The 23981-nt window shown below is 71.8% G+C and carries 22 protein-coding genes; 16 read left to right on the forward strand and 6 right to left on the reverse strand.

Annotated features, from left to right (window positions below; translation table 11 throughout):
* Positions 1 to 87 precede the first annotated feature (87 nt).
* From ACFC51_RS17030 to ACFC51_RS17075, 10 genes are all read left to right on the forward strand, one after another.
* Complete coding sequence (locus tag ACFC51_RS17030) at positions 88 to 1023, forward strand: FKBP-type peptidyl-prolyl cis-trans isomerase (RefSeq protein WP_376369625.1); 936 nt, start codon at positions 88 to 90, stop codon at positions 1021 to 1023.
* 43 nt (positions 1024 to 1066) lie between these two features.
* Complete coding sequence (locus tag ACFC51_RS17035) at positions 1067 to 1441, forward strand: FKBP-type peptidyl-prolyl cis-trans isomerase (RefSeq protein ID WP_376529397.1); 375 nt, start codon at positions 1067 to 1069, stop codon at positions 1439 to 1441.
* Positions 1442 to 1556: 115 nt separating this feature from the next.
* The gene (locus tag ACFC51_RS17040; RefSeq protein ID WP_376369622.1) at positions 1557 to 2510 is read left to right on the forward strand and encodes a helix-turn-helix transcriptional regulator; all 954 of its coding nucleotides are present in this window, start codon (positions 1557 to 1559) and stop codon (positions 2508 to 2510) included.
* A 14-nt stretch (positions 2511 to 2524) separates the two neighbouring features.
* Positions 2525 to 3481, forward strand: coding sequence for a WYL domain-containing protein (locus tag ACFC51_RS17045; protein WP_329226975.1), 957 nt, complete (start codon positions 2525 to 2527; stop codon positions 3479 to 3481).
* Positions 3482 to 3517: 36 nt separating this feature from the next.
* The gene (locus tag ACFC51_RS17050; protein WP_376369620.1) at positions 3518 to 3793 is read left to right on the forward strand and encodes a hypothetical protein; all 276 of its coding nucleotides are present in this window, start codon (positions 3518 to 3520) and stop codon (positions 3791 to 3793) included.
* A 23-nt stretch (positions 3794 to 3816) separates the two neighbouring features.
* Entirely contained in the window at positions 3817 to 4014 is a 198-nt protein-coding gene (locus ACFC51_RS17055) for a hypothetical protein (protein ID WP_129261536.1), read from the forward strand.
* A 214-nt stretch (positions 4015 to 4228) separates the two neighbouring features.
* Positions 4229 to 4522 carry a Sec-independent protein translocase subunit TatA gene (gene tatA, locus ACFC51_RS17060; RefSeq protein WP_376369618.1) on the forward strand — a complete coding sequence of 98 codons (294 nt, stop codon included), beginning with the start codon at positions 4229 to 4231 and terminating at the stop codon, positions 4520 to 4522.
* Positions 4523 to 4571: 49 nt separating this feature from the next.
* Positions 4572 to 5534 carry a twin-arginine translocase subunit TatC gene (tatC, locus tag ACFC51_RS17065; RefSeq protein WP_376529399.1) on the forward strand — a complete coding sequence of 321 codons (963 nt, stop codon included), beginning with the start codon at positions 4572 to 4574 and terminating at the stop codon, positions 5532 to 5534.
* Between the two features lie 18 nt (positions 5535 to 5552).
* Positions 5553 to 6443, forward strand: coding sequence for a diacylglycerol kinase (locus ACFC51_RS17070; protein WP_376369615.1), 891 nt, complete (start codon positions 5553 to 5555; stop codon positions 6441 to 6443).
* Between the two features lie 50 nt (positions 6444 to 6493).
* Positions 6494 to 9322: a DEAD/DEAH box helicase gene (locus tag ACFC51_RS17075; protein ID WP_376369613.1), complete on the forward strand. Its 2829-nt coding sequence runs from the start codon at positions 6494 to 6496 to the stop codon at positions 9320 to 9322.
* A gap of 112 nt (positions 9323 to 9434) precedes the next feature.
* Here ACFC51_RS17075 and ACFC51_RS17080 read toward each other — a convergent pair whose 3' ends face one another.
* From ACFC51_RS17080 to ACFC51_RS17095, 4 genes are all read right to left on the reverse strand, one after another.
* Complete coding sequence (locus tag ACFC51_RS17080) at positions 9435 to 9926, reverse strand: SPW repeat protein (RefSeq protein ID WP_376369612.1); 492 nt, start codon at positions 9924 to 9926, stop codon at positions 9435 to 9437.
* A gap of 89 nt (positions 9927 to 10015) precedes the next feature.
* On the reverse strand, positions 10016 to 11026 hold the full coding sequence (locus tag ACFC51_RS17085; RefSeq protein WP_376369611.1) for an ADP-ribosylglycohydrolase family protein: 1011 nt from the start codon (positions 11024 to 11026) through the stop codon (positions 10016 to 10018).
* A 57-nt stretch (positions 11027 to 11083) separates the two neighbouring features.
* Entirely contained in the window at positions 11084 to 11731 is a 648-nt protein-coding gene (locus ACFC51_RS17090) for a fasciclin domain-containing protein (protein ID WP_376369609.1), read from the reverse strand.
* Positions 11732 to 11800: 69 nt separating this feature from the next.
* On the reverse strand, positions 11801 to 13336 hold the full coding sequence (locus tag ACFC51_RS17095) for a molybdopterin-dependent oxidoreductase (RefSeq protein WP_376369607.1): 1536 nt from the start codon (positions 13334 to 13336) through the stop codon (positions 11801 to 11803).
* 248 nt (positions 13337 to 13584) lie between these two features.
* On the opposite strand from ACFC51_RS17095, the gene ACFC51_RS17100 reads away from it, so the two are divergent.
* The 5 genes from ACFC51_RS17100 (at position 13585) to ACFC51_RS17120 (ending at position 19067) form a co-directional block, all read left to right on the forward strand.
* On the forward strand, positions 13585 to 14856 hold the full coding sequence (locus ACFC51_RS17100) for an NAD(P)/FAD-dependent oxidoreductase (RefSeq protein ID WP_376369606.1): 1272 nt from the start codon (positions 13585 to 13587) through the stop codon (positions 14854 to 14856).
* Positions 14850 to 15575, forward strand: coding sequence for a DUF1365 domain-containing protein (locus ACFC51_RS17105; RefSeq protein WP_376529661.1), 726 nt, complete (start codon positions 14850 to 14852; stop codon positions 15573 to 15575). The genes ACFC51_RS17100 and ACFC51_RS17105 overlap by 7 nt, the downstream gene beginning before the upstream one ends.
* 95 nt (positions 15576 to 15670) lie before the next feature.
* On the forward strand, positions 15671 to 16897 hold the full coding sequence (locus ACFC51_RS17110; protein ID WP_376369737.1) for a class I SAM-dependent methyltransferase: 1227 nt from the start codon (positions 15671 to 15673) through the stop codon (positions 16895 to 16897).
* Positions 16894 to 18261, forward strand: a complete 1368-nt coding sequence (locus tag ACFC51_RS17115) for a class I SAM-dependent methyltransferase (RefSeq protein WP_376529401.1) — start codon at positions 16894 to 16896, stop codon at positions 18259 to 18261. Before ACFC51_RS17110 ends, ACFC51_RS17115 begins: the two co-directional genes overlap by 4 nt.
* Positions 18258 to 19067, forward strand: coding sequence for a DUF1295 domain-containing protein (locus ACFC51_RS17120; RefSeq protein WP_376369602.1), 810 nt, complete (start codon positions 18258 to 18260; stop codon positions 19065 to 19067). The genes ACFC51_RS17115 and ACFC51_RS17120 overlap by 4 nt, the downstream gene beginning before the upstream one ends.
* Positions 19068 to 19104: 37 nt before the next feature.
* Here the strand turns inward: ACFC51_RS17120 and ACFC51_RS17125 are convergent, their stop codons facing one another.
* Positions 19105 to 20901 carry an FUSC family protein gene (locus ACFC51_RS17125; protein WP_376369601.1) on the reverse strand — a complete coding sequence of 599 codons (1797 nt, stop codon included), beginning with the start codon at positions 20899 to 20901 and terminating at the stop codon, positions 19105 to 19107.
* Positions 20902 to 21001: 100 nt separating this feature from the next.
* On the opposite strand from ACFC51_RS17125, the gene ACFC51_RS17130 reads away from it, so the two are divergent.
* Positions 21002 to 21646 (forward strand): DUF1345 domain-containing protein, encoded by a 645-nt coding sequence (locus ACFC51_RS17130; RefSeq protein ID WP_376529404.1) that lies wholly within the window; start codon positions 21002 to 21004, stop codon positions 21644 to 21646.
* Here the strand turns inward: ACFC51_RS17130 and ACFC51_RS17135 are convergent.
* Entirely contained in the window at positions 21636 to 23945 is a 2310-nt protein-coding gene (locus tag ACFC51_RS17135) for an FdhF/YdeP family oxidoreductase (RefSeq protein ID WP_376529407.1), read from the reverse strand. The two genes, ACFC51_RS17130 and ACFC51_RS17135, sit on opposite strands and share 11 nt — an antisense overlap.
* Positions 23946 to 23981 lie beyond the last annotated feature (36 nt).

Here is a 23981-nt window from a genome sequence, read left to right on the forward strand (position 1 = left end):
GGCCCCGTACATTCCTCGTACGGGGCCCTTCGCTCCGCCTAGAGTGTCGGGGGACCATTCACGTGCCGTCTGAGATCTGAGGAACCCGTGCGCCGACTTGCCGGCCTTCTCGTCGTCCCCCTACTGCTGCTGTCCATGGCGGCATGCGGCGACGACAAGGCCTCCGACTCCGCCTCATCCAAGGGCGACCCCGCGATCACCGCGGGGGCGAAATTCGGTGAGAAGCCCACCCTGGCCAAGGGCGAGGGTGATCCCCCCAAGAAACTGAAGACCGACGTCATCAGTGAGGGTGACGGCGCGAAGCTCAAGAACGGCGACGCCATCCAGGTCAACTACCTCGGGCAGGCGTGGGACTCCACCAAGCCGTTCGACAACAGCTTCGACCGCAAGCAGCCGTTCGGGCTCATCCTCGGTGCCGGTATGGTCATCCCCGGCTGGGAGCAGGGGCTCGTCGGCCAGAAGGTCGGCAGCCGCGTCCAGCTGGTCATCCCGCCGGAGCTCGGCTACGGGGAGCAGGGTCAGGGTGAGGACATCAAGCCCAACGCCACCCTGGTCTTCGTCGTCGACGTGGTGAACGGCAAGCCGGTTCCGAAGTCCCCGGAGGGCACCGCGGTCGCCCAGGACGACATCGACCTGCCCAAGGTCGGCGACAACACCGATGGCAAGGCGCCGAAGGTCACGATCCCGAAGAGCGACCCGCCCAAGAAGCTGGTCTCGAACTACATCCTCGAGTCCAAGGGTGAGGCCGTCAAGGAGAGCGACACAGTGGTCGTCAACTACGAGGCCTACCTGTGGAAGGGTGCGAAGAAGTTCGACAGCACGTACGACACGGGCAAGGTCGCGAGCTTCCCGCTGGCCCAGGTCACCGTCAAGGGACTCAAGGCCGGTCTGGTCGGCAAGAAGGTCGGCAGTCGCGTCCTGCTCGTCATGCCGCCGGACCAGGCGTTCGGGGACCAGGCCCAGCAGACCATCCCCGCCAACTCGACGCTCGTGTGGGCCGTGGACATTCTGACGAAGATGTAAGACTGTCCCGGTTGCCCAGTTCACAGTCAAGAGGAGCAGTTCAGTGAGCATCGATAAGCCCGAGATCGACTTCCCGGGTGGCGAACCGCCGGCCGACCTGGAGATCAAGGAGATCTGGGAGGGCGACGGACCGGTGGCCAAGGCGGGTCAGACCGTCTCCGTGCACTACGTCGGTGTGGCCTTCTCCACCGGCGAGGAGTTCGACGCCTCCTGGAACCGCGGCACCCCGCTGCAGTTCCAGCTCGGTGCCGGCCAGGTCATCGCCGGCTGGGACCAGGGCGTCCAGGGCATGAAGGTCGGCGGCCGCCGCCAGCTGACCATCCCCGCGCACCTCGCCTACGGCGACCGCGGCGCCGGCGGCGGCACGATCGCCCCGGGCGAGACGCTGATCTTCGTCTGCGACCTCGTCGGCGTCTGATCCGTCCGTCTACCGCAGTCAGGGCCCGTGCCGCAAGGCACGGGCCCTCGCTTTGGTCCGGACACCCCGGGGCGGTACGGTCGACGGTCGGAGAGCACGTCGAGAAAGGGCGTCGATGGCGATTGCCAAGGCCGAACGGCTGATGAACCTGGCGCTGTGTCTGCTGGGTACCCGGCGTCCGCTCAGCAAGCGTGAGCTCCGCGGGTCCATCGAGGCCTATCTGGAGGCGGGCTCCGACGAGTCCTTCAACCGGATGTTCGAGCGCGACAAGGATGATCTGCGCGAACTCGGCCTGGTCATCGAGACCGTGGAGAACCTGGACGGCGACACCGGCTACCTCGCCCGCCGCGACAGCAACCGGCTGCCTCCCATCACCCTGGACGCCGAGGAGGCCGCGGCCCTCGGGCTCGCCGCCAAGGTCTGGCAGCAGGCCCGGCTCGCCGGGGCCGCCAGCGGAGCCCTGCAGAAGCTGCGCGCCGCGGGCATGCCGGAGGCCGAGGACGCCTACGAGGTGCACAGCGCCCTCGAACCCCGCATCCCGGTCCACGAGGCCGCCTTCGAGCCCCTGATGCTCGCCTGCCGCGACCGCCGCCCGGTCACCTTCGACTACCGCAAGGGCAACGCGGCCCACCCCGAGCAGCGCCAGGTCGAACCCTGGACGCTCGAATGCTGGCGGGGCCACTGGTACCTGGCCGGCTGGGACCGCGACCGGGGTGCCGAGCGCGTCTTCCGGCTGTCCCGGATCTCGGGCCGGGTCCGCTCCCGCGCAGGAGCCTTCACCGCCCTCGTGCCCGACGCCGTCACCGTCCGCGAGACCGTGGAGAGCTGGGCGGGGGAGACCGCCACCAGGACCGCCCGCATCAGGCTGCGCGCCGGATCCGGCTACCCGCTGCGCTCCCGCGCGATATCGGTACGGGAACTCGGGGACGGCTGGGACGAGTTGGAGATCCCGTACGGACACGGCCTGGACGCCTGGCTCGTGGAGTTCGGGCCCGACGTGACCGTGAGCGAGCCCGCCGACCTGCGGGCCGACGTGATGGACCGGCTGCGCGCCGTGGCCAAGGACTGAGGGGACCCCTGCCCGTGGCCACGAACGCCATCGACCAGACCCGGCGGATGCTCTCCCTGGTCACGTACCTGCGCGAGCGCCCCGGCGCCCACGTCCAGGACGTGGCCCGTGCCTTCGGGATCACCGAGGACGAGCTGATCTCCGACCTCGACGTGCTCCCCATGTGCGGGACCAGCTTCCGGGGCGGGGACCTGCTGGACATCGACACCGACGGCGACCGGATCTGGTGGCACAACCCGGACGACGTCGCCGAGCCGCTGCGGCTCGCCGCCGACGAGGCGACCGCGCTGCTCGTCGCGGCCCGTGCCGTTGCCACGCTCCCCGGCCTGCGGGAGAGCGACCGGCAGGCGCTGGTGCGCGCGACCGCGAAGCTGGAGACGGCGGCCGGTGAGGTGGGGGCCGCGAGCTCCCGGCTCTCGGTCACCTTCGAGTCCGAGGGCGGGGTCTTCGCCGACGTGGACCGGGCGATCTCCGAGCGGCGCCGGCTGTGGCTGCGCTACTACTCGCCCGCCCGCGACGAACTGACCGAGCGCGAGGTGGACCCGATCCGGCTGTTCGCCGTCGGCCACACCTATATGGAGGGCTGGTGCCGTCTCACCGAGGCGCGGCGCACGTTCCGGCTCGACCGGGTCGCCGAGATCAGGCTCCTCGACGCCCCGTCGGCCCCGCCCGAGCTGGAGCTGCGCGATCTCTCCGAGGGGCTGGTGCAGCCCGCGGCCGAGGACCCGGAGGTCGTGATCGAGGTCGGCCCCGGCGGCCGGTGGGTCGCCGAGTACTACCCGCACGACAGCGCGGAGGAACTGCCCGACGGCGGTCTGCGGATCACGCTGCGCACCCCGGACCCGGCCTCCCTGCGCAGGCTCGCCCTGCGGCTGGGCGGCGAAGGACGCATCACCTCGCCCCCGGAGCTCGCCGAGAGCGCCAGGGCGGCGGCGCGTGAGGCACTGGCCGCCTACGACGGCGCACTCTGAAGGGCGGCCACCGTGCACCGAGGGGACCGAGGTCACATGACCGCGATACCGAGCACGCAGACCGGACCGGCTCCGGTCCCGGTGCCCGACACCGTGCGCTTCCGGGCCGCCTGTCCGGACTGCCGTGAGCGGTTCGAGCTGGGGGCGGGTGCGCTGCGACTGGCGATAGGAGCCAGCCACCGTACGACCTTCTACTCCTTCACCTGCCCCGCGTGCGGCACCGCGGTCCGCAAGCCCGCCGGGGAGCGCATAGTGGAGCTCCTGAGCGGCGGCGGGGTGCGGACGCTGCGCCTGCACACCGCCCTGCGGTGACGAACACGATCGAGGATCCGTCCATGTTCTGGCCCATGCTCGCCATCGCCCTGGGATTCGCCGGCCTCGCCGTGCTCGGTGTGCTGGCCGTCAAGGTCTTCGTCGAGGCACAGCGCCTCGCCGGACAGGTCGCCGCGACCACGCGGCGGATCAACCGAGCGGCCGAGGATCTCGAACGAGCGGCCACCACCCTCGCCGACACCGGAGAGGCCCTGCGCTAGCAGGGCGCGGCCTCCAGATCCACCGGCCAGGGGGGTACGCTGCTTGAGCGGCCCAGGCAGGGAGGTGCGGGCCGCAAGCGGGTGTACGCACGGGCATTGCCTCGCGTTTACCCCTGCGGGTTACGATCGCTGCCAGCGCGAAGGTCGGACAACTGTCCGGTCGAACGGGCGGCGAGCCCACCCTCCGGACGCCTCAGTGAGAAGGAAGTCGCACATGATCGGCAATCTGAAGCCCCTCGAGATCGTTCTGATCATCGCTGTCATCCTGCTGCTCTTCGGTGCCAAGAAGCTTCCCGACATGGCGCGTTCGCTCGGCAAGTCGGCCCGCATCCTCAAGAGCGAGGCCAAGGCCATGAAGAAGGACGACGCGGAGCCCGCGGCACCCACCGCGGAGAACGTGGCCGACACCACCCCGCCGGCCACCACTGCCCGTACGATCCAGGCCGCTCCGGGAGACGTCACCAGCTCCCGGCCGGTCAGCGACGCCAAGCCCACCACCCAGAGCTGACAGCTGACCCGCACCACCGGAAGCTGCCGCACGAGACGAGGGAAGTGGGTTGCTCAAGTCTGCCCGCAAGCAGGAGAAGGACGACGAGGGGCGGATGCCCCTTCTCGATCACCTGCGTGAGCTGCGCAACCGTCTGCTGAAGTCGGTCCTGGCGATCCTGGTCGCCGTGGTCGTGGCGGCCTTCTTCCAGAAGGAAATCTTCGAGTTCCTGATGAAGCCGATCCTGGACTCGGTCGGCTGCAGGGACGGCGCCGTGACCATGGTCAACGGTCGTCCCTGCGCGGAGATGACCACCAACGGTCTGCTGTCGCCGTTCACCATCGCCCTGAAGGTCGCCCTGATGACGGGTGTGCTGGTGGCCACTCCCGTGTGGCTCTACCAGCTGTGGGCGTTCGTCGCCCCGGGCCTTCACAAGCAGGAGAAGCGCTACTCCTTCGCCTTCGCGGCGGCGGGTGTCCCGCTCTTCGTCGCCGGCGCCTGGATCGCCTACTGGATCCTGCCGCAGACCGCCGAGATCATGCTGGGCTTCACGCCCGACAACGTGAAGAACCTGCTGCCGCTCGACGACTTCCTCGATCTGATCACCCGCATGGTGCTCGTCTTCGGCCTGGCCTTCGAGCTGCCGCTGCTGCTCATCCTGCTGAACATGACCGGGGTGCTGAGCGGTAAGCGCATGCTGGCCTGGTGGCGCGGGATGATCGTCGGGCTCACCGCCTTCGGAGCCATCGCCACCCCGGGTGGTGACCCCCTCTCGATGCTCCTGCTGGCGGGCCCGCTGGCGGTGCTGTACTTCGTCGCCGTCGGCTTCTCGCTCCTCAACGACAAGCGCAGGCGCCGCAAGGACCCGGACGCCGAGCTCGACGACGACGAGGCGTCCGAGCTGGACCTCACCCCCGAGCCCGTCGGCGCCATCGATCAGGTGTCCTCCCGGGCCGCGCTGCCCGAGCAGGCATCCGGCGACGCGGACGGCGGCCGGTCCCCCCGGCTCAACGGTTACGACGACATCACCTGACCTTGTAAGGTCCCGCGGGTGACCAGCGAGATCACCCTCTTCGTCAATCCCACCGCGGGAAGCGGCCGGGGCGCGCGTGCCGCGCAGCCGGCCGCTTCGGCTTTGCGGGACGCGGGATTCTCCGTCCGTACCGTGCTCGGCGAGGACGCCGACGACGCCCTGCGGCGGGCCCGCGAGGCCGTGGCGGGCGGCACCGGCGCGCTCATAGCCGTGGGCGGGGACGGCATGATGTCCCTCGCCCTGCAGGCCGTGGCGGGCACCTCGACACCGCTCGGCGCCGTGGCCGTCGGCACCGGCAACGACTTCGCCCGTGCCCTCGGGCTCCCGATCCGCGATCCGGCCGCCGCCGGACGGTTCGCCGCCGAGGCGCTCAAGGCCGGGACGGTACGCACGATCGACCTCGGCCGGGTCGGGGACCGGTGGTTCGGCTCCGTGCTGGCCTCGGGCTTCGACTCGCGGGTCAACGACCGCGGCAACCGGATGCGCCGGGTCGGCGGGCGCTTCAAGTACGACCTGGCGATCCTGGCCGAGCTGGCGGCCTTCCGGCCCATCCCGTACCGCCTGCGGCTGGACGGTGGCCCGGTCCGCGAGATCGAGGCGACTCTGATCGCGGTGGGCAACGGGACCACGTACGGCGGCGGGATGCGGATCTGTGCGGACGCGGTCATGGACGACGGGCTCTTCGACGTGACGGTCGTCGGCGAGTGCAGCCGGACCACGCTGCTCAAGGTGTTTCCGAAGGTGTACCGGGGAACGCACCTCGACCACCCGGTGGTCACGGTGCACCGGGTCGCGTCCATCGAGCTCGCCGCCGCGGGTGTCACGGCCTACGCCGACGGTGAGCCGCTGGGCCCGCTGCCGCTCACCGCGACCTGCGTGCCCGGCGCGGTCCGGGTCCTGGCACCGTGAAAAGAAAGATCGGGCTGACTGTCATACGAGGCGGGTAGGCTCGTAGCAAGATGACAGAGGACCTCTCACCAGCTGAGCGATACCAGGCGTCCCGGGTCCGTGCGGCCGAGGCGGCCACGGCCCTCGGGCCCTTCCGCGAGATGTACGAGTTCGGGCTGGACCCGTTCCAGATCGAGGCCTGCCAGGCCCTGGAGGCAGGCAAGGGGGTGCTGGTCGCGGCCCCCACGGGGTCGGGCAAGACGATCGTCGGCGAGTTCGCCGTGCACCTCGCCCTGCTGCAGGGCCGCAAGTGCTTCTACACCACGCCGATCAAGGCTCTGTCCAACCAGAAGTTCACCGATCTCGTCCGGCGCTACGGCGCGGACAAGGTCGGTCTGCTGACCGGTGACAACAGCGTCAACGCGGACGCGCCGGTGGTCGTCATGACCACCGAGGTCCTGCGCAACATGCTGTACGCGGGCTCCCAGTCCCTCACCGGCCTCGGGTACGTGGTCATGGACGAGGTGCACTACCTCTCCGACCGTTTCCGGGGCGCCGTGTGGGAGGAAGTGATCATCCACCTGCCGGAGTCGGTGACCCTGGTGTCGCTGTCGGCGACCGTGTCCAACGCCGAGGAGTTCGGTGACTGGCTGGACACGGTGCGCGGTGACACCCAGGTGATCGTCTCCGAGCACCGGCCCGTGCCGCTGTGGCAGCACGTCATGGCCGGGCGGCGGATGTACGACCTCTTCGAGGAGGAGACGGACCACGGCGGCCGCGGCACCGGCAGGCGCGAGGTCAACACCGACCTCGTCCGGCTCGCCCGGATGGAGAACCAGCGCGGGTACAACCCGCGGGAGCGCCGGCGCGGGAAGATGGTCCGCGAGGCCGACCGCGAGCGCGAGCGCCGCCAGCGCAGCCGTATCTGGACCCCGTCCAGGCCCGAGGTCATCGACCGGCTCGACGCCGAGGGGCTGCTGCCCGCCATCACGTTCATCTTCAGCCGGGCCGGCTGCCAGGCAGCCGTGCAGCAGTGCCTCCAGGCCGGACTGCGGCTGAACGACGAGGAGAAGCGCCGACTGGTGCGGGAGATCGTCGAGGAGCGGACCGCGTCCATCCCCGGCGAGGACCTGCACGTCCTCGGCTACTACGAGTGGCTGGAAGGGCTGGAGCGGGGCATCGCCGCGCACCACGCGGGGATGCTGCCGACGTTCAAGGAGGTCGTGGAGGAGCTGTTCGTCCGCGGCCTGGTCAAGGCCGTCTTCGCGACCGAGACGCTGGCGCTCGGCATCAACATGCCCGCGCGCTCCGTGGTGCTCGAGAAGCTCGTCAAGTGGAACGGCGAGCAGCACGCCGACATCACACCGGGCGAGTACACCCAGCTCACCGGGCGTGCCGGGCGCCGTGGGATCGACGTCGAGGGCCATGCGGTCGTCCTGTGGCAGCGGGGCATGGACCCCGGGGCGCTCGCCGGGCTCGCCGGCACGCGTACGTATCCGCTGCGGTCCAGCTTCCGGCCCTCGTACAACATGGCCGTCAACCTCGTGCAGCAGTTCGGGCGGCACCGCTCCCGTGAGCTGCTCGAGACCTCCTTCGCGCAGTTCCAGGCCGACCGGTCCGTCGTGGGGATCTCGCGTCAGGTCCAGCGCAACGAGGAGGGCCTCGAGGGCTACAAGGAGGGCATGACCTGCCACCTCGGGGACTTCGAGGAGTACGCGCAGCTGCGCCGCGACCTCAAGGACCGCGAGACTGACCTGGCCAAGCAGGGTGCTGCCCAGCGGCGCGCGGCCGCCGCTTCCTCCCTGGAGAAGCTGAAGCCCGGTGACGTCATCCACGTGCCCACCGGCAAGTTCGCCGGGCTCGCCCTGGTCCTCGACCCGGGACTGCCCGCCGGCCGGACGAACGGCCACCGCGGACTGGAGTACCACGACGGGCCCCGCCCCCTGGTGCTCACCGCGGAGCGGCAGGTCAAGCGGCTGGCCGGCATCGACTTCCCGGTGCCCGTCGAGGCGCTGGAGCGGATGCGGGTACCCAAGTCCTTCAACCCGCGCTCACCCCAGTCCCGTCGCGACCTGGCCTCCGCGCTCCGGAGCAAGGCGGGGCACATCGACCCGGGACGGCACCGCAAGCAGCGGGCCGCGGCGGCCGACGACGGGGAGATCGCGAGGCTCCGCACGGAGCTGCGGGCCCACCCCTGCCACGGATGCGACGAGCGTGAGGACCACGCCCGCTGGGCGGAGCGCTACCACCGGCTTCAGCGTGACACCCGGCAGCTGGAGCACCGGATCGAGGGCCGGACGAACACCATCGCCCGGACCTTCGACCGCATCGTCGCGCTTCTGACCGAGCTCGACTACCTGCGGGGCAGCGAGGTCACCGACAACGGGAGGCGGCTGGCCCGGCTCTACGGCGAGCTCGATCTGCTGGCCAGCGAGTGCCTGCGGGAGGGCGTCTGGGAGGGGCTCAACCCCGCCGAACTCGCCGCCTGCGTCTCCGCGCTGGTCTACGAGGCGCGCCAGGCGGACGACGCCGTCGCGCCGAAGCTGCCGTCCGGGCCGGCGAAGGCCGCGATGGGGGAAATGGTCCGCATCTGGGGCAGGCTCGACGCCCTGGAGGAGGACTTCAAGATCAGTCAGACGGAAGGGGTCGGGCAGCGGGAGCCCGATCTCGGCTTCGCCTGGTCGGTCTACATGTGGGCTTCCGGGCGGACGCTGGACGAGGTGCTCCGCGAGGCGGAGATGCCGGCCGGGGACTTCGTGCGGTGGTGCAAGCAGGTCATCGACGTGCTCGGTCAGATCGCGGCCGCCGCGCCCAGGGACGGGAGTTCGGTCGCGAAGAACGCCCACAAGGCGGTCGACGCGGTGCTGCGGGGCGTGGTGGCGTACAGCTCGGTGGGCTGAGGCCCGGCCCGTTCGGCACCCTGCCGTACGACGGTGTCGTGACGTCGTGAGAGCGGTGAAGTGGCCACAGGCGGTCTGTGCGTGCCTGTGGCCACTTCCGCGCGTTCTCCTGTCAGGTCCTCTTCCTGTTCTTCATCGAGAGTCCCGCGCAGGCGGCCCCCAGCACGATCGCCAGACCACCGACGATCACGTTGTTGAGGATGACGCCCATGTCGGGGCTCTGGCCCACGACCCAGGTCGACACGATGAGCCACGCGCCCAGGGCGACGATGGCCATGCTCATCCCGGTCATCCGTTCCGGCATGGCGGTGAAGCAGAGTGCCAGCACGGCTATCGCGATGCCGATGACCAGGTTGTGCGTCACCAGGGCGGGCTGGCTCGCGGTGAAGTGGAGCACCCACGGCGAGACGGCGCAGAACAGACCCAGCAGGAACACCGGCGCGTCCGCCATGGCCGTCGTACGGCCGCCGCCGCTGATCACGCGGTCGTGACGTGCCCGCATCTCCTCGGCGTCGGGGTGCCCGGAGATGTCCCTTCCGGTGTGTCCGGAGACGTCTCTGGTGTTCCCGGAAACGTCCCTTCCGGTGTGCGAGAGGTTACTCATGAGGATGGTCTCCTTCGGACTTGCCGGAGCGACCGCGGTGGAGAAGTGCGGTCATCAGCTCTTGAGACCAGTGTGCTCTTACCTGTCCCTTATGTGTAGTTTTTCTGGCGGCCGGATTCTGCGGATCCGTCGAGCCGGCGGGCCAGTACCTCCAGGTCCCCGGCCCGCAGCAGACGGTTCCCGTATCCGGGCAGCGGTACGTGGAGCGGGCGCGTCCAGCGCTCCGGCACGGCACCGATGCCGTACACGGCGCCCGCCAGGCCGCCCGTCACCGCGGCCACGGTGTCGGTGTCCCCGCCCACGTCCACGGCGGCGGACAGCGCCGCCTCGAATCCGCTCGTGGTGCGCAGCGCCCACACGGCGGTGGCGAGGCACGGCCACACCGCGCCGTTGAACTCGGTGGCGTCGTCCGGCCGCCACTGCGGGGTGAGTACGGACGCCCAGCGCTCCCGGTGGGCGGGATGGACCTCGGCCAGGGCGCCGTCCACGGCCGTGAGCGGGTCGCCGCCCTCCAGTGCCACCCGTACCAGCTCGTGGAAGACGGCGGTGCCCTCCCACGCGGCCCGGTCGCCGTGCGTCAGCGCCGCGATGCGTCGGGCGGCGTCCATCGTGGCCGTGCGCCCCGCCCGGGCGAAGTACACCGCAGAAGTAGCGGCGCGCATCAGTGAACCGTTGCCCGCGGCACGGGTGTTGATCTGGAAGTGAAGTGCTGCGGCCAGGTCCCAGGGATCGCCGCTCGTGAGCACGTCCTCGGTCTGCAGCCCGATGTCCTTCGGCTCGCCCGCCGCCCACCGGCGGAAGCGGCCGAACAGGTCGGGGAGGTCGAGGCCGCCCCGTTCCAGCAGCGACTCCCCGACGAGGACGGCCATCTGCGTGTCGTCCGTCGCCTCGCCCGGATCCCAGCCGCCGCCCCCGCACATCGTGCCCGCCCCGTCCGGGAACCTGGCGCTGTAGACGCCCGGGAGCCCGAACTCGAAGGGGGCGCCCAGCGCGTCGCCCACCGCGGACCCGACGACCGCGCCCACGGCACGAGCCCCGCGGTCCGCGCCGCTCCGGCCATGGGGGCGGAGAGCGCGGTCCTCGGGGCTCGTCGGGGTCATGCCGTCAGCGTACCGACGGGCGTGGGATCAGCACGCCGGCATCAGGACGGTGTGGGATCAGCTCGCCGGCATCAGGACGGTGTCGACGATGTAGACCGTGGCGTTGGCGGTCGGCACGTTGCCGCAGACGACCTTGGAGGAGTCGTTCACGGTGTACTCCTCGCCCGAACCCGCCGTCGTCAGCTTGGTCTTGGCCAGCGTGTCGAAGGAGCCCTTCTCCAGCTGCTGCGGCGTCAGCTTCTGGCCGACCACGTGCGCGGTGAGAACCTTGGTGAGCTCGGCCTTGTTCGCGAGCAGCTTGTCCAGGTCGGCCTTCGGGATCTTGGCGAAGGCGTCGTTGGTGGGAGCGAACACCGTGATGTTCTCGGCACTGTTCAGGGTGTCGACCAGGCCGGCCTGCTTGACCGCCGCGACCAGCGTGGAGAGCGCCGGGTTGTTCGACGCGGCCGTGGCGACCGGGTCCTGAGCCATGCCGTCGAAGGATCCCGCGCCCTCCTTCGGGACCGACGCACAGCCCGGGCCGAACGGCTTGTCCATCGCCGCAGCCGACTCGGTCTCCTTCGCCGGCGCGCTCGACGCGGCCTTGTCCGCACCGGAGTCGGACGAGGACGTGTCGGAGTCGCCGGAGCAGGCGGTCAGCGCGAGCGGCAGGAGCGCCGCGGCGGAGACGGTGACGGCGATGCGGCGGAGGTGACGGTTGTTCATGGTGTTCTCCTGTAGTGGATCGTTGTTCGACAGAGGAAAGGAAAGAGAGGGTTCGGTGGGCGGCGGGATTCAGGTCACGTCGACCACCACCGAGTGCCAGCCGGTCGCACCGTCGGGCACGGTGCCGACCCGCTTGTCGGTCTGGGTGGCGCCGGTCCGGTCCGTCGCGCGGACCTCGAGGGTGTGGTGGCCGGTCGTGGCGGGCCACTCCCACACCCACTGGCGCCAGGTGTCGCGGCCGGCCTCGGCGGCCAGCCGCGCGGTGTGCCACTCGCCGCCGTCCACCCGGACCTCGACCCGGGCGATGCCCCGGTGCTGGGCCCAGGCGACACCGGCGACCGGCACCTTCCCCGCTCGCGGGGCGGCGAAGGGGCGCGGGGTGTCGATCCGTGACTGTGTCTTGATCGGCGCCTCGCGGGACCAGTCGCGCTTGACCCAGTAGGCGTCGTACGCGTCGAACGTGGTGAGCTCGATGTCCTGGATCCACTTGCACGCCGAGACGTAGCCGTACAGACCGGGGACGACCATCCGGACGGGGAAGCCGTGGTCGAACGGCAGCGGTTCGCCGTTCATACCGACCGCGAGCAGGGCGTCACGGCCGTCCATGACGTCCTCGACCGGCGTCCCGATCGTCATCCCGTCCACGGAGCGCGACACGAGCTGGTCCGCCCGGCCGCCCTTCGACGGGGGCTTCACCCCGGCCTCGCGCAGCAGGTCGGCCAGCCGCACGCCGATCCACCGGGCCGTGCCCACATAGGGGCCGCCCACCTGGTTGGAGACGCAGGTCAGCGTGATGTCGCGCTCGACGAGCTCGCGCTCCAGGAGGTCCTGGAACCCGAGGGTGAGGGGGCGCGCCACCCCCTTGCCGTGGATCCGCAGCCGCCACCGGTCGGCGTCGACGCGCGGAACCACCAGAGCGGTGTCCACCCGGTAGAAGTCCTTGTTCGGGGTGGTGAAGGAACTCAGACCCCGGATGCCCAGATCCGCTCCGCCCGGTATCGCGGGTGCGCCCGAGGCCGGGGACGGAAGGACGATGTCACCGCGCGAGGCGGAGACCCCGGCCAGCCGGGACGCCTGGAGCCGTCGCCCCACGAGTCCCGCGCCGGCCGAGGCCGCCGCCGCCGCGGTCGCCGCGATGACGAATCCGCGGCGGTCGAAGGCGCCCTGTTCCCCACCGCCCGTCTCCCCAGCCGCGGGAGACGGGGCGGCCACCGGGGCCAGCCGTCCGGCCAGGAGATACAGCACTCCTGCGGCCACCAGCGCGCCCACGACCGAGGGCAGTGCGTCGAGCGGCCGGCCTTCCGGCCGCCCGTTCGCCGCGACCGCCCCGACCACGCCGAAGACCAGTACGGCCGCAGCGCCGGTCCACCGGTGCCGCAGCGCCAGCACCCCCACCGCCATGGCGAAGAGCGCCAGGAGGACGAGGATCCCGAGCTGCAGCACCAGCTTGTCGTCGGTGCCGAAGTTCCGTACGGCGAAGTCCTTGACAGCCGGGGGAGTGCGGTCGATGACCGCCCCGCCCACGGCCGTGACCGGACCCGCCTCGGGACGCACGGCAGCGGCGACCAGTTCGGCGACGCACAGGGCGGTGAACCCGGCGATCACACCGCTGAGCGCAGCGGAAGCCGCACGCGCCCAGCGGGTCCGCCGGGAGCCGGAGGTCCCTTGCTTCTGCGAAACGTATCGGTCTGTTCTCACACCGGTATTTCGGCACCGACCGTCCGGCGGATTGGTCGTTCACTCGATCGAAGGAAGTCCGATCATCGGCCAATCCGCGGCGCCCTCGGCCCCGAATGACCTCTGAGGGGCGCTGAAGCAACGCCCCGGCCAGGCGGAACACCGGAGGGAACCGAATGACAAGGGAGCGGCGGCGCACAGCCGTGGTGGGCAGCGGGGTGGCGGGCCTCACCGCCGCGCACGTACTGGGCAAGGCGCACGACGTGACGCTCTTCGAGGCCGACCGTCGGCCCGGCGGGCATGCGCACACCCACGACCTCACCTCGACGGACGGCCGGACGCACCGCGTCGACTCGGGATTCATCGTCCACAACAGGCGGACGTACCCGCACCTCCTCCGGCTCTTCGGCGAACTCGGCGTGGCCACGCAGGAGTCGGAGATGAGCATGTCCGTCCGCTGCGAGGGCTGCGGCCTGGAGTACGCAGGCGCCCGGGGCGCCGCCGGACTGTTCGCCCGGCCGGGGTCCGTGTTCCGGGGCCCCTACCTCAGGATGCTGACCGAGGTGCCGCGCTTCCACCGCGCGGCCCGGGCCCTGCTCGCGCTGCCCGAGGGCACGGGGCCGACGACCCTCGGCGACTTCGCGGCGCGGGGGCGGTTCTCCCCGTACTTCTCGGCCCACTTCCTGACGCCCATGGTCTCCGCCGTCTGGTCCTGCGACCCGGTCACCGCGATGCGCTACCCGGCCCGCTACCTCTTCCGGTTCCTGGAGCACCACGGGATGCTCTCGATCGGGGACTCCCCGGTCTGGCGGACCGTCACCGGCGGCTCACGCGAGTACGTCGACCGCGTCACCAAGCAGGTGCACTCCCTGCGCACGGCCACCCCGGTCAGGACGGTCCGCCGGCACGGGGACGGCGTGGACGTCGTCACGGAGGACGGCACCACCGAGGCGTTCGACGCGGTGGTCCTCGCCACCCACCCCGACCAGGCGCTCCGGCTCCTCGCCGATCCCACCGACGAGGAGCGGCGGACGCTCGGGGCGTTCCGCTACTCCCGCAACCCCACGCTGCTGCACACCGACACCACGCTCCTGCCGCGCAGCCGGGGCGCCGCGGCCTCCTGGAACTACCTGATGCCCTCGTGCGCGGCCGACGCCGACCGGGTCACCGTCAGCTACGACATGAACCGCCTCCAGCGCCTGGACGCCCCCGATCGGTTCGTCGTCACCCTGAACGGCGCCGACCGCGTCGACCCGGAGCGGGTACGGGCCCGCATGGTCTACGAACACCCCGTCTTCACCCCGGAATCGGTCGCCGCCCAGGCCCGGCTGCCCGCGCTCTCGGGCCCGGTCACCGCCTACGCGGGCGCCTACCACGGCTGGGGCTTCCACGAGGACGGCTGCCGTTCCGGGGTCGAGGCCGCGGCCGCACTCGGGGTGGTCTGGTGAGCGCCCTCTACCCGTGCACCATCACCCACGTACGGACCGCACCCCGCAGGTACGCGCTGCGGCACCGCACCTATCTGTGGCTCATCGACCCGGACAGCCCGCCGCGGCTGCCTGCCCCGCTGCGCCCCCTGGCCCGCTTCGACGCCCGCGACCACTTCGGCGGCACGGCGCCCACCGTGCGGGCGGGACTCGAACGGTTCCTCGCGGCCCGGGGTGTGGACCTCGCCGGCGGCACCGTCACCATGCTCACCCAGGCCAGGGTCCTCGGCCACGTCTTCAACCCGCTGACCGTCTACTGGTGCCACCGCCCTGACGGCGCCCCCCTCTGCGTCGTCGCCGAGGTCCACAACACCTACGGCGAGCGCCACTGCTACCTGTTGCACCCGGACGCCGCGGACCGCGCGGTGACCGGCAAGGACTTCTACGTGTCGCCGTTCTTCCCGGTGGACGGCGACTACCGGATGCGGCTTCCCGAGCCCGGCCCGCAGCTGAACCTGACGGTCCATCTGGAGCGTGGTCAAGCCCGTCCGTTCACGGCGACCGTACGAGGCACCCGCCGCCCCGGTACCCCCGCCCACCTGCTCCGGCTTTTCCTGCGCCACCCCTTCTCCACCGCGGTGGTGTCCGCCGCCATCAGGCTCCACGGCATCCGGCTGTTCCTGCGCCGGCTGCCCGTGCAGCCACGTCCCCCTCACCAGACCCAGGAAGGCATGCAGTGAAGGTGCCCACCTCTCCCACCCCTCCCACCTCGTCCGCGGCTCCCGTCCGCAACGGCACCGTCCCGGCCCAGGCCCGGTCCGCCCCGCCCTCCCGGGTGCGCGTGGACCCGGCCCGGTGGCCCGATGTGGCCGCCCAGCCGCGGGCCTCCGGAGTGCGGACCGCCGTGGCCGAACGGCTCGTCCGGCACGCCCTCTCCCGGCTGCCGCTGCGCGTCAGGCTCGCCGGACGCGACAGCATCGGGCGGGGCGGACCGCTCATGGAGATCCGCCGGCCCGACGCCTTCTTCCGGCGGATCGGGGCGGGCGGGCTCATCGGCTTCGGTGAGTCGTACATGGCGGGCGAGTGGGACTCGCCCGACCTCGTCGGCGTCCTGACCGTCCTCGCCGGGAACGCGGCCGACCTCGTGCCGGCCCCGCTCCAGAAGCTGCGGAGCCTGTGGGCGCTCCGGCAGCCCGCCTCCCAGGCCAACACCCCCGAGGGGTCCCGTGACAACATCAGCCACCACTACGACCTGTCGAACGACCTCTTCGCTCTCTTCCTCGACGACACCCTGACGTACTCCTCCGCCGTCTTCCGCGGATTCCCGGCCGAGCAGGACCTGCTGCCCGCCGCCCAGCACCGAAAGATCGACAGACTGCTGGACCTGGCCGGAGTGCGCCACGGCACCGAGCTGCTGGAGATCGGCACCGGCTGGGGCGAACTCGCCGTGCGCGCTGCCGCGCGGGGCGCCCGTGTCACCACCGTCACCCTCTCCCGGGAACAGCGGGAGCTGGCCAGGGCCCGGATCCGCGAGGCCGGCCACGAGGACCGGGTCGACGTGCGGCTCTGCGACTACCGGGACGTCACCGGGGAGTACGACGCGATCGTCAGCGTCGAGATGATCGAAGCGGTCGGCGCGGAGTTCTGGCCCCAGTACTTCCGGACGCTGGAGAGCCGCCTCGCCCCCGGCGGACGGATCGCACTCCAGGCCATCACGATGCCGGACGACCGGATGCTCGCCAGTCGCAGCACCTACACATGGATCCAGAAGTACATCTTCCCCGGCGGACTGCTCCCCTCCACCGAGGCCGTCGAGCGCGTCACCACCGCTCACACCGGTCTGCGGACACGACAGCGCGACGGCTTCGGCACCCACTACGCCGAGACCCTGAGGCTCTGGCGGGAACGCTTCGAGGAGCGGGCCGCCCAGGTGGACGCGTTGGGCTTCGACGCCACGTTCCGCCGGATGTGGACCTTCTACCTCGCCTACTCCGAGGCCGGATTCCGGTCCGGCTACCTCGATGTGCAGCAGATTCTCCTGACCCGTGAGGACACCGCGTGACCACCACGACCCCCACCCCGGCCACCGGAGCGGCGCAGCGGATCGCGCCGGTCGTCCAGCAGTTCCTCGGCGGCCCGCCGCCGGTCAGGATCAGGATGTGGGACGGCAGCGAGACCGGACCCGAGGACGCGCCCACCGTGCACGTACGCTCCCGGCGGGCGCTGCGCCGGCTGCTGTGGCAGCCCGGCGAACTCGGCCTCGCCGAGGCCTACATCACGGGTGACATCGACCTCGCCGACGACCTGGCGGACGGTCTGCGGGCGCTGCGCCGCGCCGGGCGCGAGCACGGCATGCAAGCTCCCCGGCCCGCTCTGTCCGACCGCCTCCGGGCCCTGCGAACCGCCTTGCGCCTCGGCGCCGTCGGGCCCCGTCCGCCGGTCCCCGGGTCCCGGGCCGGGCTGAGCGGCGCGCTGCACAGCAGGGCCCGCGACCGGGCCGCGATCAGCCACCACTACGACCTGTCCAACGCCTTCTACTCGCTGCTGCTCGACGAGACCATGGCCTACTCCTGCGGCTACTGGACCAGCGACGCCCCCGGCTACGGACCCGCCGACGCGCAGCGCGACAAGCTGGAACTGATCTGCCGCAAGCTGGGCCTGACGTCCGGCGCCCGGCTGCTCGACATCGGATGCGGCTGGGGTTCCCTGACGCTCCACGCGGCCGCCCGGCACGGGGTGCGGGTCACCGCCGTCACACTCTCCGCCGAACAGGCCGCCCACGTACGCGGCCAGGTGGAGGCGCGCGGCCTAAAGGACCTCGTCGAGGTGCACCGCTGCGACTACCGCGACGTCGCGGGCCTGCCCGGCTTCCAAGGCGGGTACGACGCCGTGTCCACCATCGAGATGGGGGAGCACGTCGGCGACGCGGAGTACCCGGCTTTCACCGCGCTGCTCCACTCGGTGCTGCGGCCGCGGGGGCGCGCCCTGGTCCAGCAGATGTCCCGCGGGACGACCGCCCCGGGCGGCGGGGCGTTCATCGAGTCGTACATCGCGCCCGACATGCACATGCGCCCGCTCGGCGAGACCGTCGGGCTGCTGGAGGGCGCCGGGTTCGAGGTGCGTGACGTCGAGTCGATGCGCGAGCACTACGTCCTGACCGTCGAGGCATGGCGCCGCACCCTGGAGGAGCGCTGGCCGGAGTTCGTGGCGCTCGTGGGGGAGGAGACCGCCCGGGTGTGGCGCCTGTACCTGGTCGGCGGCGCCCTCGCCTTCGAGGAACGGCGCATGGGCGTCGACCAGATCCTCTCGGTGCGGCCCGACACGGACGGCTCGGCCGGTCTCCCCGCCACCCGGCACGGCTGGTACGCGGAGAGCGCGCAGGTTCCGCACCAGGCCGTGGCCCCGGACCGGGCGGACGCCCCGTGAGCGCCTTCGGATGGGGGGAGTTCGCCCAGAACCTGGCGGTGGCGGCCGGAGCGGCCCTCGGCGTCATGCTCGTGACGTTCCTGATCGCCCTGCGCAAGGGCCTGCACCGGATCGTCGACGTGGCCTGGGGGATCGGCTTCGCGGCCGTCGCCCTCGCCTCGTACGCGATGTCGGCCGGTGACGGGGACGCCGGCCGCCGGCTCCTGGTGACCGCGCTCACCGTCGTCTGGGGCCTGCGGCTGGCCGTGCACATCGGCCGGCGGGGCCGGGGCCACGGCGAGGATCCGCGCTACGAGGCGATGCTCGCCAAGGCACCCGGCAGCCCCGGCCTCTACGCCCTGCGCAAGGTCTACCTCCTGCAGGGCGCCCTCGTCTGGCTGATCTCCCTCCCGGTGCAGGCCGCCTGCTACCTGACGGGGCCTCTGACCTGGTGGGCCTTGGCCGGGACCGCGCTGTGGGCGGTGGGGATCGGCTTCGAGGCGGTCGGGGACGCCCAGCTCGCCCGGTTCAAGGCCGACCCCGCGAACAAGGGGCGGATCATGGACCGGGGCCTGTGGTCCTGGACCCGGCACCCCAACTACTTCGGGGACTTCTGTGTCTGGTGGGGACTGTTCCTCCTCGTCTGCCAGGAACCCGCGGTGGCCGCCACGACGCTCGTTTCGCCCGTCGTGATGAGCCTCCTGCTGACCCTGGGCAGCGGGAAGGCGCTGCTGGAGCGGCACATGGCGGGACGGCCGGGATACGAGGAGTACAGGGCCCGCACCAGCGGCTTCTTCCCCCGCCCGCCCCGCGGACACGGGCGCTGACGGAGGGTTCGGTGAGGCAGCGGGTCCGGGGCGTCCGTCAGCGCCCCGGCCCGTGCCGCTCCAGCCGGCGGAGCAATGCGTAGGCACGCCGTTCGGCGGCCGCGAGGCGTGCGGGGTCGATCCCGGCCGGCAGCAGTTCACCGGCCGCCGCGTCGTCGGCCTCCCGCAGTTCCACGGCCGCCGCGACCAGTCGCATCTGCACGGGCGAGGGCCGGGGCCCGCCGTCCCCGGCCGGCGACCGTTCGGCGAGGTCGGCCGCCTCCGTGCACGCGGCCAGGGCACGGTCCACCCGCACCGCCGCACGGTCGTGGACGACCAGCAGCGCGCACACCAGCCCGACGGCGATGCCCAGGCCGCTGCCGAGCACACGGTCCAGGACCAGGTCCCCGGCCGGCGCGGGCGCCGACAGATCGCTCAGCAGCAGGGCCAGCGGCGTGAGGAAGACGACCCCGAGGGCGTAGTTCCGGGCCACGACGCACTCCAGCAGGAACTCCAGACCCACGATGGCCAGGACGAGCACGAGGGGCTCAGGACGCGCCCCCAGGACGGCGAGTGCGAGCAGCAGCCCGACGGCTGTGCCCAGGGCCCGCTGGGCCGCGCGCTGCGCCGTGGTGCGGAGGTTGACGGAGTGCAGGACCGCCGCGGCCGAGATCGCCGCCCAGTAGCCGTGCTCCAGGTCCAGCAGCACGGCCAGACCTCCCGCCACCCCGGTGCCCAGCGTCATCCGCAGGGCGGAGACGACCAGAGGGCCGTAGTGGCGGGAGTTGCCCGGCGGCCCGATCAGCAGTTCGGTCGCGCGCAGCGCGGCGCTGTCGGCCGGCACCGCCGGAGGCTGTGCGGGACCGAGGTCCCCGCCCCGCCCGGACTCCTGGAACGGCGCCGTCGCGCCGAGGCGGGAGCGCAGCTCAGGAAGGACGAGGACCGTCCTGCGCCCGGCACCGAGCAGGCGCGCCTGGCGGCGCAGACGGCCGGCGGTCAGGAGCCGCGCGCCGGGCGTGGCCTGCGCGGAGTCGACCAGGAGGGTCCAGCACAGGTCGGTGAGCCGCATGAAGACCGCGTCGCGCGCCGGCCCGGTCCGCGCCGCGGAGGCCGGCGGCGGGTATCCGAGGCACTGGTAGGCGTGGAGGACGGCCACGGTCGCCCGATGGCGGGTGGGACGCGGCACGCTCCCGGCCTCGTCCGTCTCCAGCAGAGCGGCGACCCTGCGCAGCGCGGTGGCCACGGCCAGGCGCTGCGGCCGGTCCGGGTGGAGGCGCCAGTCGGCGGCCGCCAGGAGCCAGGCCGACGCCGCCCCCGCCGCCGCGAGCGCCGTGAAGGGAAGCACGTCCGCGCCGGTCGCCGGGCCGTTGGCCGCCACCGCGAACGAGAACAGCAGCATGACGGCGCCGAGCCCGCTGAGCCGCGTGGCGTCGCAGGCGAACTTCGCCGCTCCCGCGACCAGCGCGGTCGCCGCGACCACCACGGCGACGGCTCCCGCGTCGCCGGGGCCGGCCCATGCCGCCAGAGCCGCACCGCAGCCCACGCACGCCGTCATCGCCACGGCGGTCGCGGCCAGGACGCGTGCGCGACGTGCGTAGGGCAGGTCGCGGCCGAAGGTCGTGGTGAAGGAACCCAGCATCGCGTGGACCGCGAGGCCGGGGTGCCCCGTGCACACGAGCGGGACGGCGATCACCCCCACGGCCAGGGCGGCCCGCGCGGCGAACAGCAGGGATCCCTCCGCGTCGGCCAGGGCCAGCGCACCGCGCGGGGAGAGCAGGCGGAGACCCGCCCCGGCGAGTGGCCGCCATCCACCGTGCACAGGCGCGGGGCGTGCGGATCTGCGCGGGTTCGGCATGCCTGATGTGTACCTCGCGCACGTGCCCGCGGCAGCGCGCCTCGCCCGGGAGGCCCCCGGTGCCGGGCCGGTGTGCGGCCCCGGGGATACCCTCCGACGCATGAGCATCTGGTCGCCGCTGGACGCCGTGCCCCGGCTGGTCCGTGCGGTGGGTCTGGGCGTCGTGGTGGGCGCGGTCGTCGGATGGTCCACCCAGACGGCACTGGGGGTGCTCGCCGGAATCGCCGCGACCCAGTTCGCGTTCGTCGTCGCGGGATGGGCGGTGCTGTGGCCGATGGACGCCGCAGCCACCCACCGCAACGCCCGCCGCGAGGACTTCAGACCCCTGATCGAGGAACTCGTGGTCGTGGTGGTCGCCCTGTGCGCCCTGCTGGCCATCGTGCTGCTGCTCCTGCTCGGGGACGCCGACCGGGGCCACGCCGGGGCCGCCACCGCCCTCTTCGGTGTCTTCATGGCCTGGGCCGCACTGCACCTGATGTACGCCACCCGCTACGCCTACGTCTACTACGACGAGGGCGGGGAGGGAGAGGGCGGCATCGACTTCAACTCCCGCCGGCAGCCGGCGTACCTCGACTTCTTCTACTTCAGCTACAACCTGGGCATGACCTACCAGGTGTCCGACACCGACGTCTCCAGCCCGGCGATCCGGGCGATCGTGCTGCGCCACACCCTGATGTCCTACGTGTTCGGGACCAGCATCCTCGCCACGGCCATCAACCTCGTGGCGAGCCTCGTCACCGGCTGACGCCCGCTCCCTCCCCCGCGGGCTCCAGCCGTACGACCATGCCCTTGGCCGTCGGCTGGTTGCTGGAATCGGCGACGCTGTCCAGCGGCAGCAGGACGTTGGTCTCGGGGTAGTAGGCGGCGGCGCAGCCGGGTGCCGTCGGGTAGGGCACCACCGTGAAGTCCGCAGCGCGGCGGTCCGCGCCGCCCGCCCACACACTCACCAGATCGACGTTCTGCCCCGCCGTCAGTCCGAGACGGGTCACGTCCTGCGGGTTCACGAGGACCACGCGGCGGCTCCCGTGGATGCCCCGGTAGCGGTCGTCGTCCGTGTAGGGAACGGTGTTCCACTGGTCGTGGGAACGCAGGCTCTGCAGCAGCAGGTGCCCCTCGGGGGCGTGCAGCATCTCCCAGGCGTTGCAGGTGAACATGGCCTTGCCCGTGGCGGTGGCGTAGACGCCCTCGTTGACCGGGTTGGGCAGCCTGATGCCACCGGGCCGGGCCACCCGGCGGTTGAAGTCGTGGAGTCCGGGCACGACGCGGGCGATCCGGTTCCGGATGGTGCCGTAGTCCGCCTCGAACTCCGCCCAGGGGATTCCCGCGCTGCCGTCGAGGGTCCGGGCGGCGAGCCGGCACAGGATGGCGACCTCGCTGAGCAGGACCTTGGAGGCCGGCTCCAGACGTCCGTGGGAGCTGTGCACCTCGCTCATCGAGTTCTCCACGGTGACGAACTGCTCACCTGTCGCCTGGATGTCCCGCTCGGTACGGCCCAGGGCCGGCAGGATCAGCGCGGTCCGGCCGCACACCGTGTGGGACCTGTTGAGCTTGGTGGAGACGTGCACGGTGAGACCGCACCGCCGCATGGCCGCCTCGGTGACGTCGCTGTCCGGAGCGGCCCGCACGAAGTTGCCCGCGACGCCGACGAACACCGTGACCCGGCCCTCGCGCATCGCCCGGATCGCGTTCACCGAGTCGAGCCCGTGGGCGCGCGGAGGCTCGAAGCCGAACTCGTCGCGCAGGGCGTCGAGGAAGGAGTCGGGCATCTGCTCCCACACGCCCATCGTCCGGTCGCCCTGGACGTTGCTGTGCCCGCGCACCGGGCACGCCCCCGCCCCGGCCCTGCCCAGGTTTCCGCGCAGCAGCAGGAAGTTGACGATCTCCCGGATCGTGGGCACCCCGTGCTTCTGCTGCGTCACCCCCATGGCCCAGCAGACGACGACGCGCTCGCTGCGCAGCACCTCGTCCCTGACCTTCTCGATCTCCGCGCGGGTCAGCCCGGTCGCGGCGAGGACGTCCTCCCACGCGACGGTCCGGGCGTGGCGGGAGAACTCCTCGAAACCGCTGGTGTCGGAGCGGATGAAGTCCTGGTCGAGGACGCTGCCCGGCCGGGCGTCCTCCGCCTCCAGCAGCAGCCGGTTCAGTCCCTGGAACAGTGCGAGGTCGCCACCGCTGCGGATCTGGAGGAACTGGTCGGCGATCCGGACACCGCGGCCGACGACCCCGTTCGGCTGCTGGGGGTTCTTGAACCTCAGGAGACCGGCTTCCGGCAGGGCGTTGACCGCGATGATGCGGGCGCCGTTGCGCTTGGCCTCCTCCAGCGCCGAGAGCTGGCGCGGGTGGTTGGTCCCGGGGTTCTGGCCCACCACGAGGATCAGGTCGGCGTGGTGGATGTCCTCCAGACTCACCGTGCCCTTGCCGGTGCCCAGGGTCTCGTGCAGGGCGAAACCGCTGGACTCGTGGCACATGTTGCTGCAGTCGGGCAGGTTGTTGGTGCCGAAGGCCCTCGCGAAGAGCTGGAGGAGGAACGCGGCCTCGTTGCTGACCCGGCCCGACGTGTAGAAGACCGCCTCGTCCGGTGAGTCCAGCGCCCTCAGCTCGTCGGCCAGCAGCCCCAGGGCGTCGTGCCAGCTGATCGGCTCGTAGTGGTCCGAGCCGGGCCGCTTCACCATCGGCTCCGTCAGCCTGCCCTGCTGGTTGAGCCAGAGGTCGGACCGCCGGCCGAGTGCGGAGACGGTGTGGTCCCGGAAGAAGCCGGCCGTGACGCGCCGCGTCGTCGCCTCGTCGTTGATGTGCTTGGCGCCGTTCTCGCAGTACTCGTTGAGGTGCCGGTGCCCGGGGGACGGGTCCGCCCAGGCACACCCCGGGCAGTCGATCCCGCCCACCTGGTTCATGGACAGCAGCGTCAGTGCGGTCCGGCGGACCGACGTCTGCGCGAGGGAGTACTCCAGGGCGTGCGTCACGGCGGGTACTCCCGCCGCCCACTTCTCGGGCGGGTTCACGGTCAGCCGTTCGTCCGGCTCTTCGCGCGGGGCCTTCTTCATCGGACGTGCCCTCTCGGTCTCTCGCTCTCGGACGGG

The organism is Streptomyces sp. NPDC055962, from assembly GCF_042270185.1.
Lineage (GTDB): Bacteria > Actinomycetota > Actinomycetes > Streptomycetales > Streptomycetaceae > Streptomyces.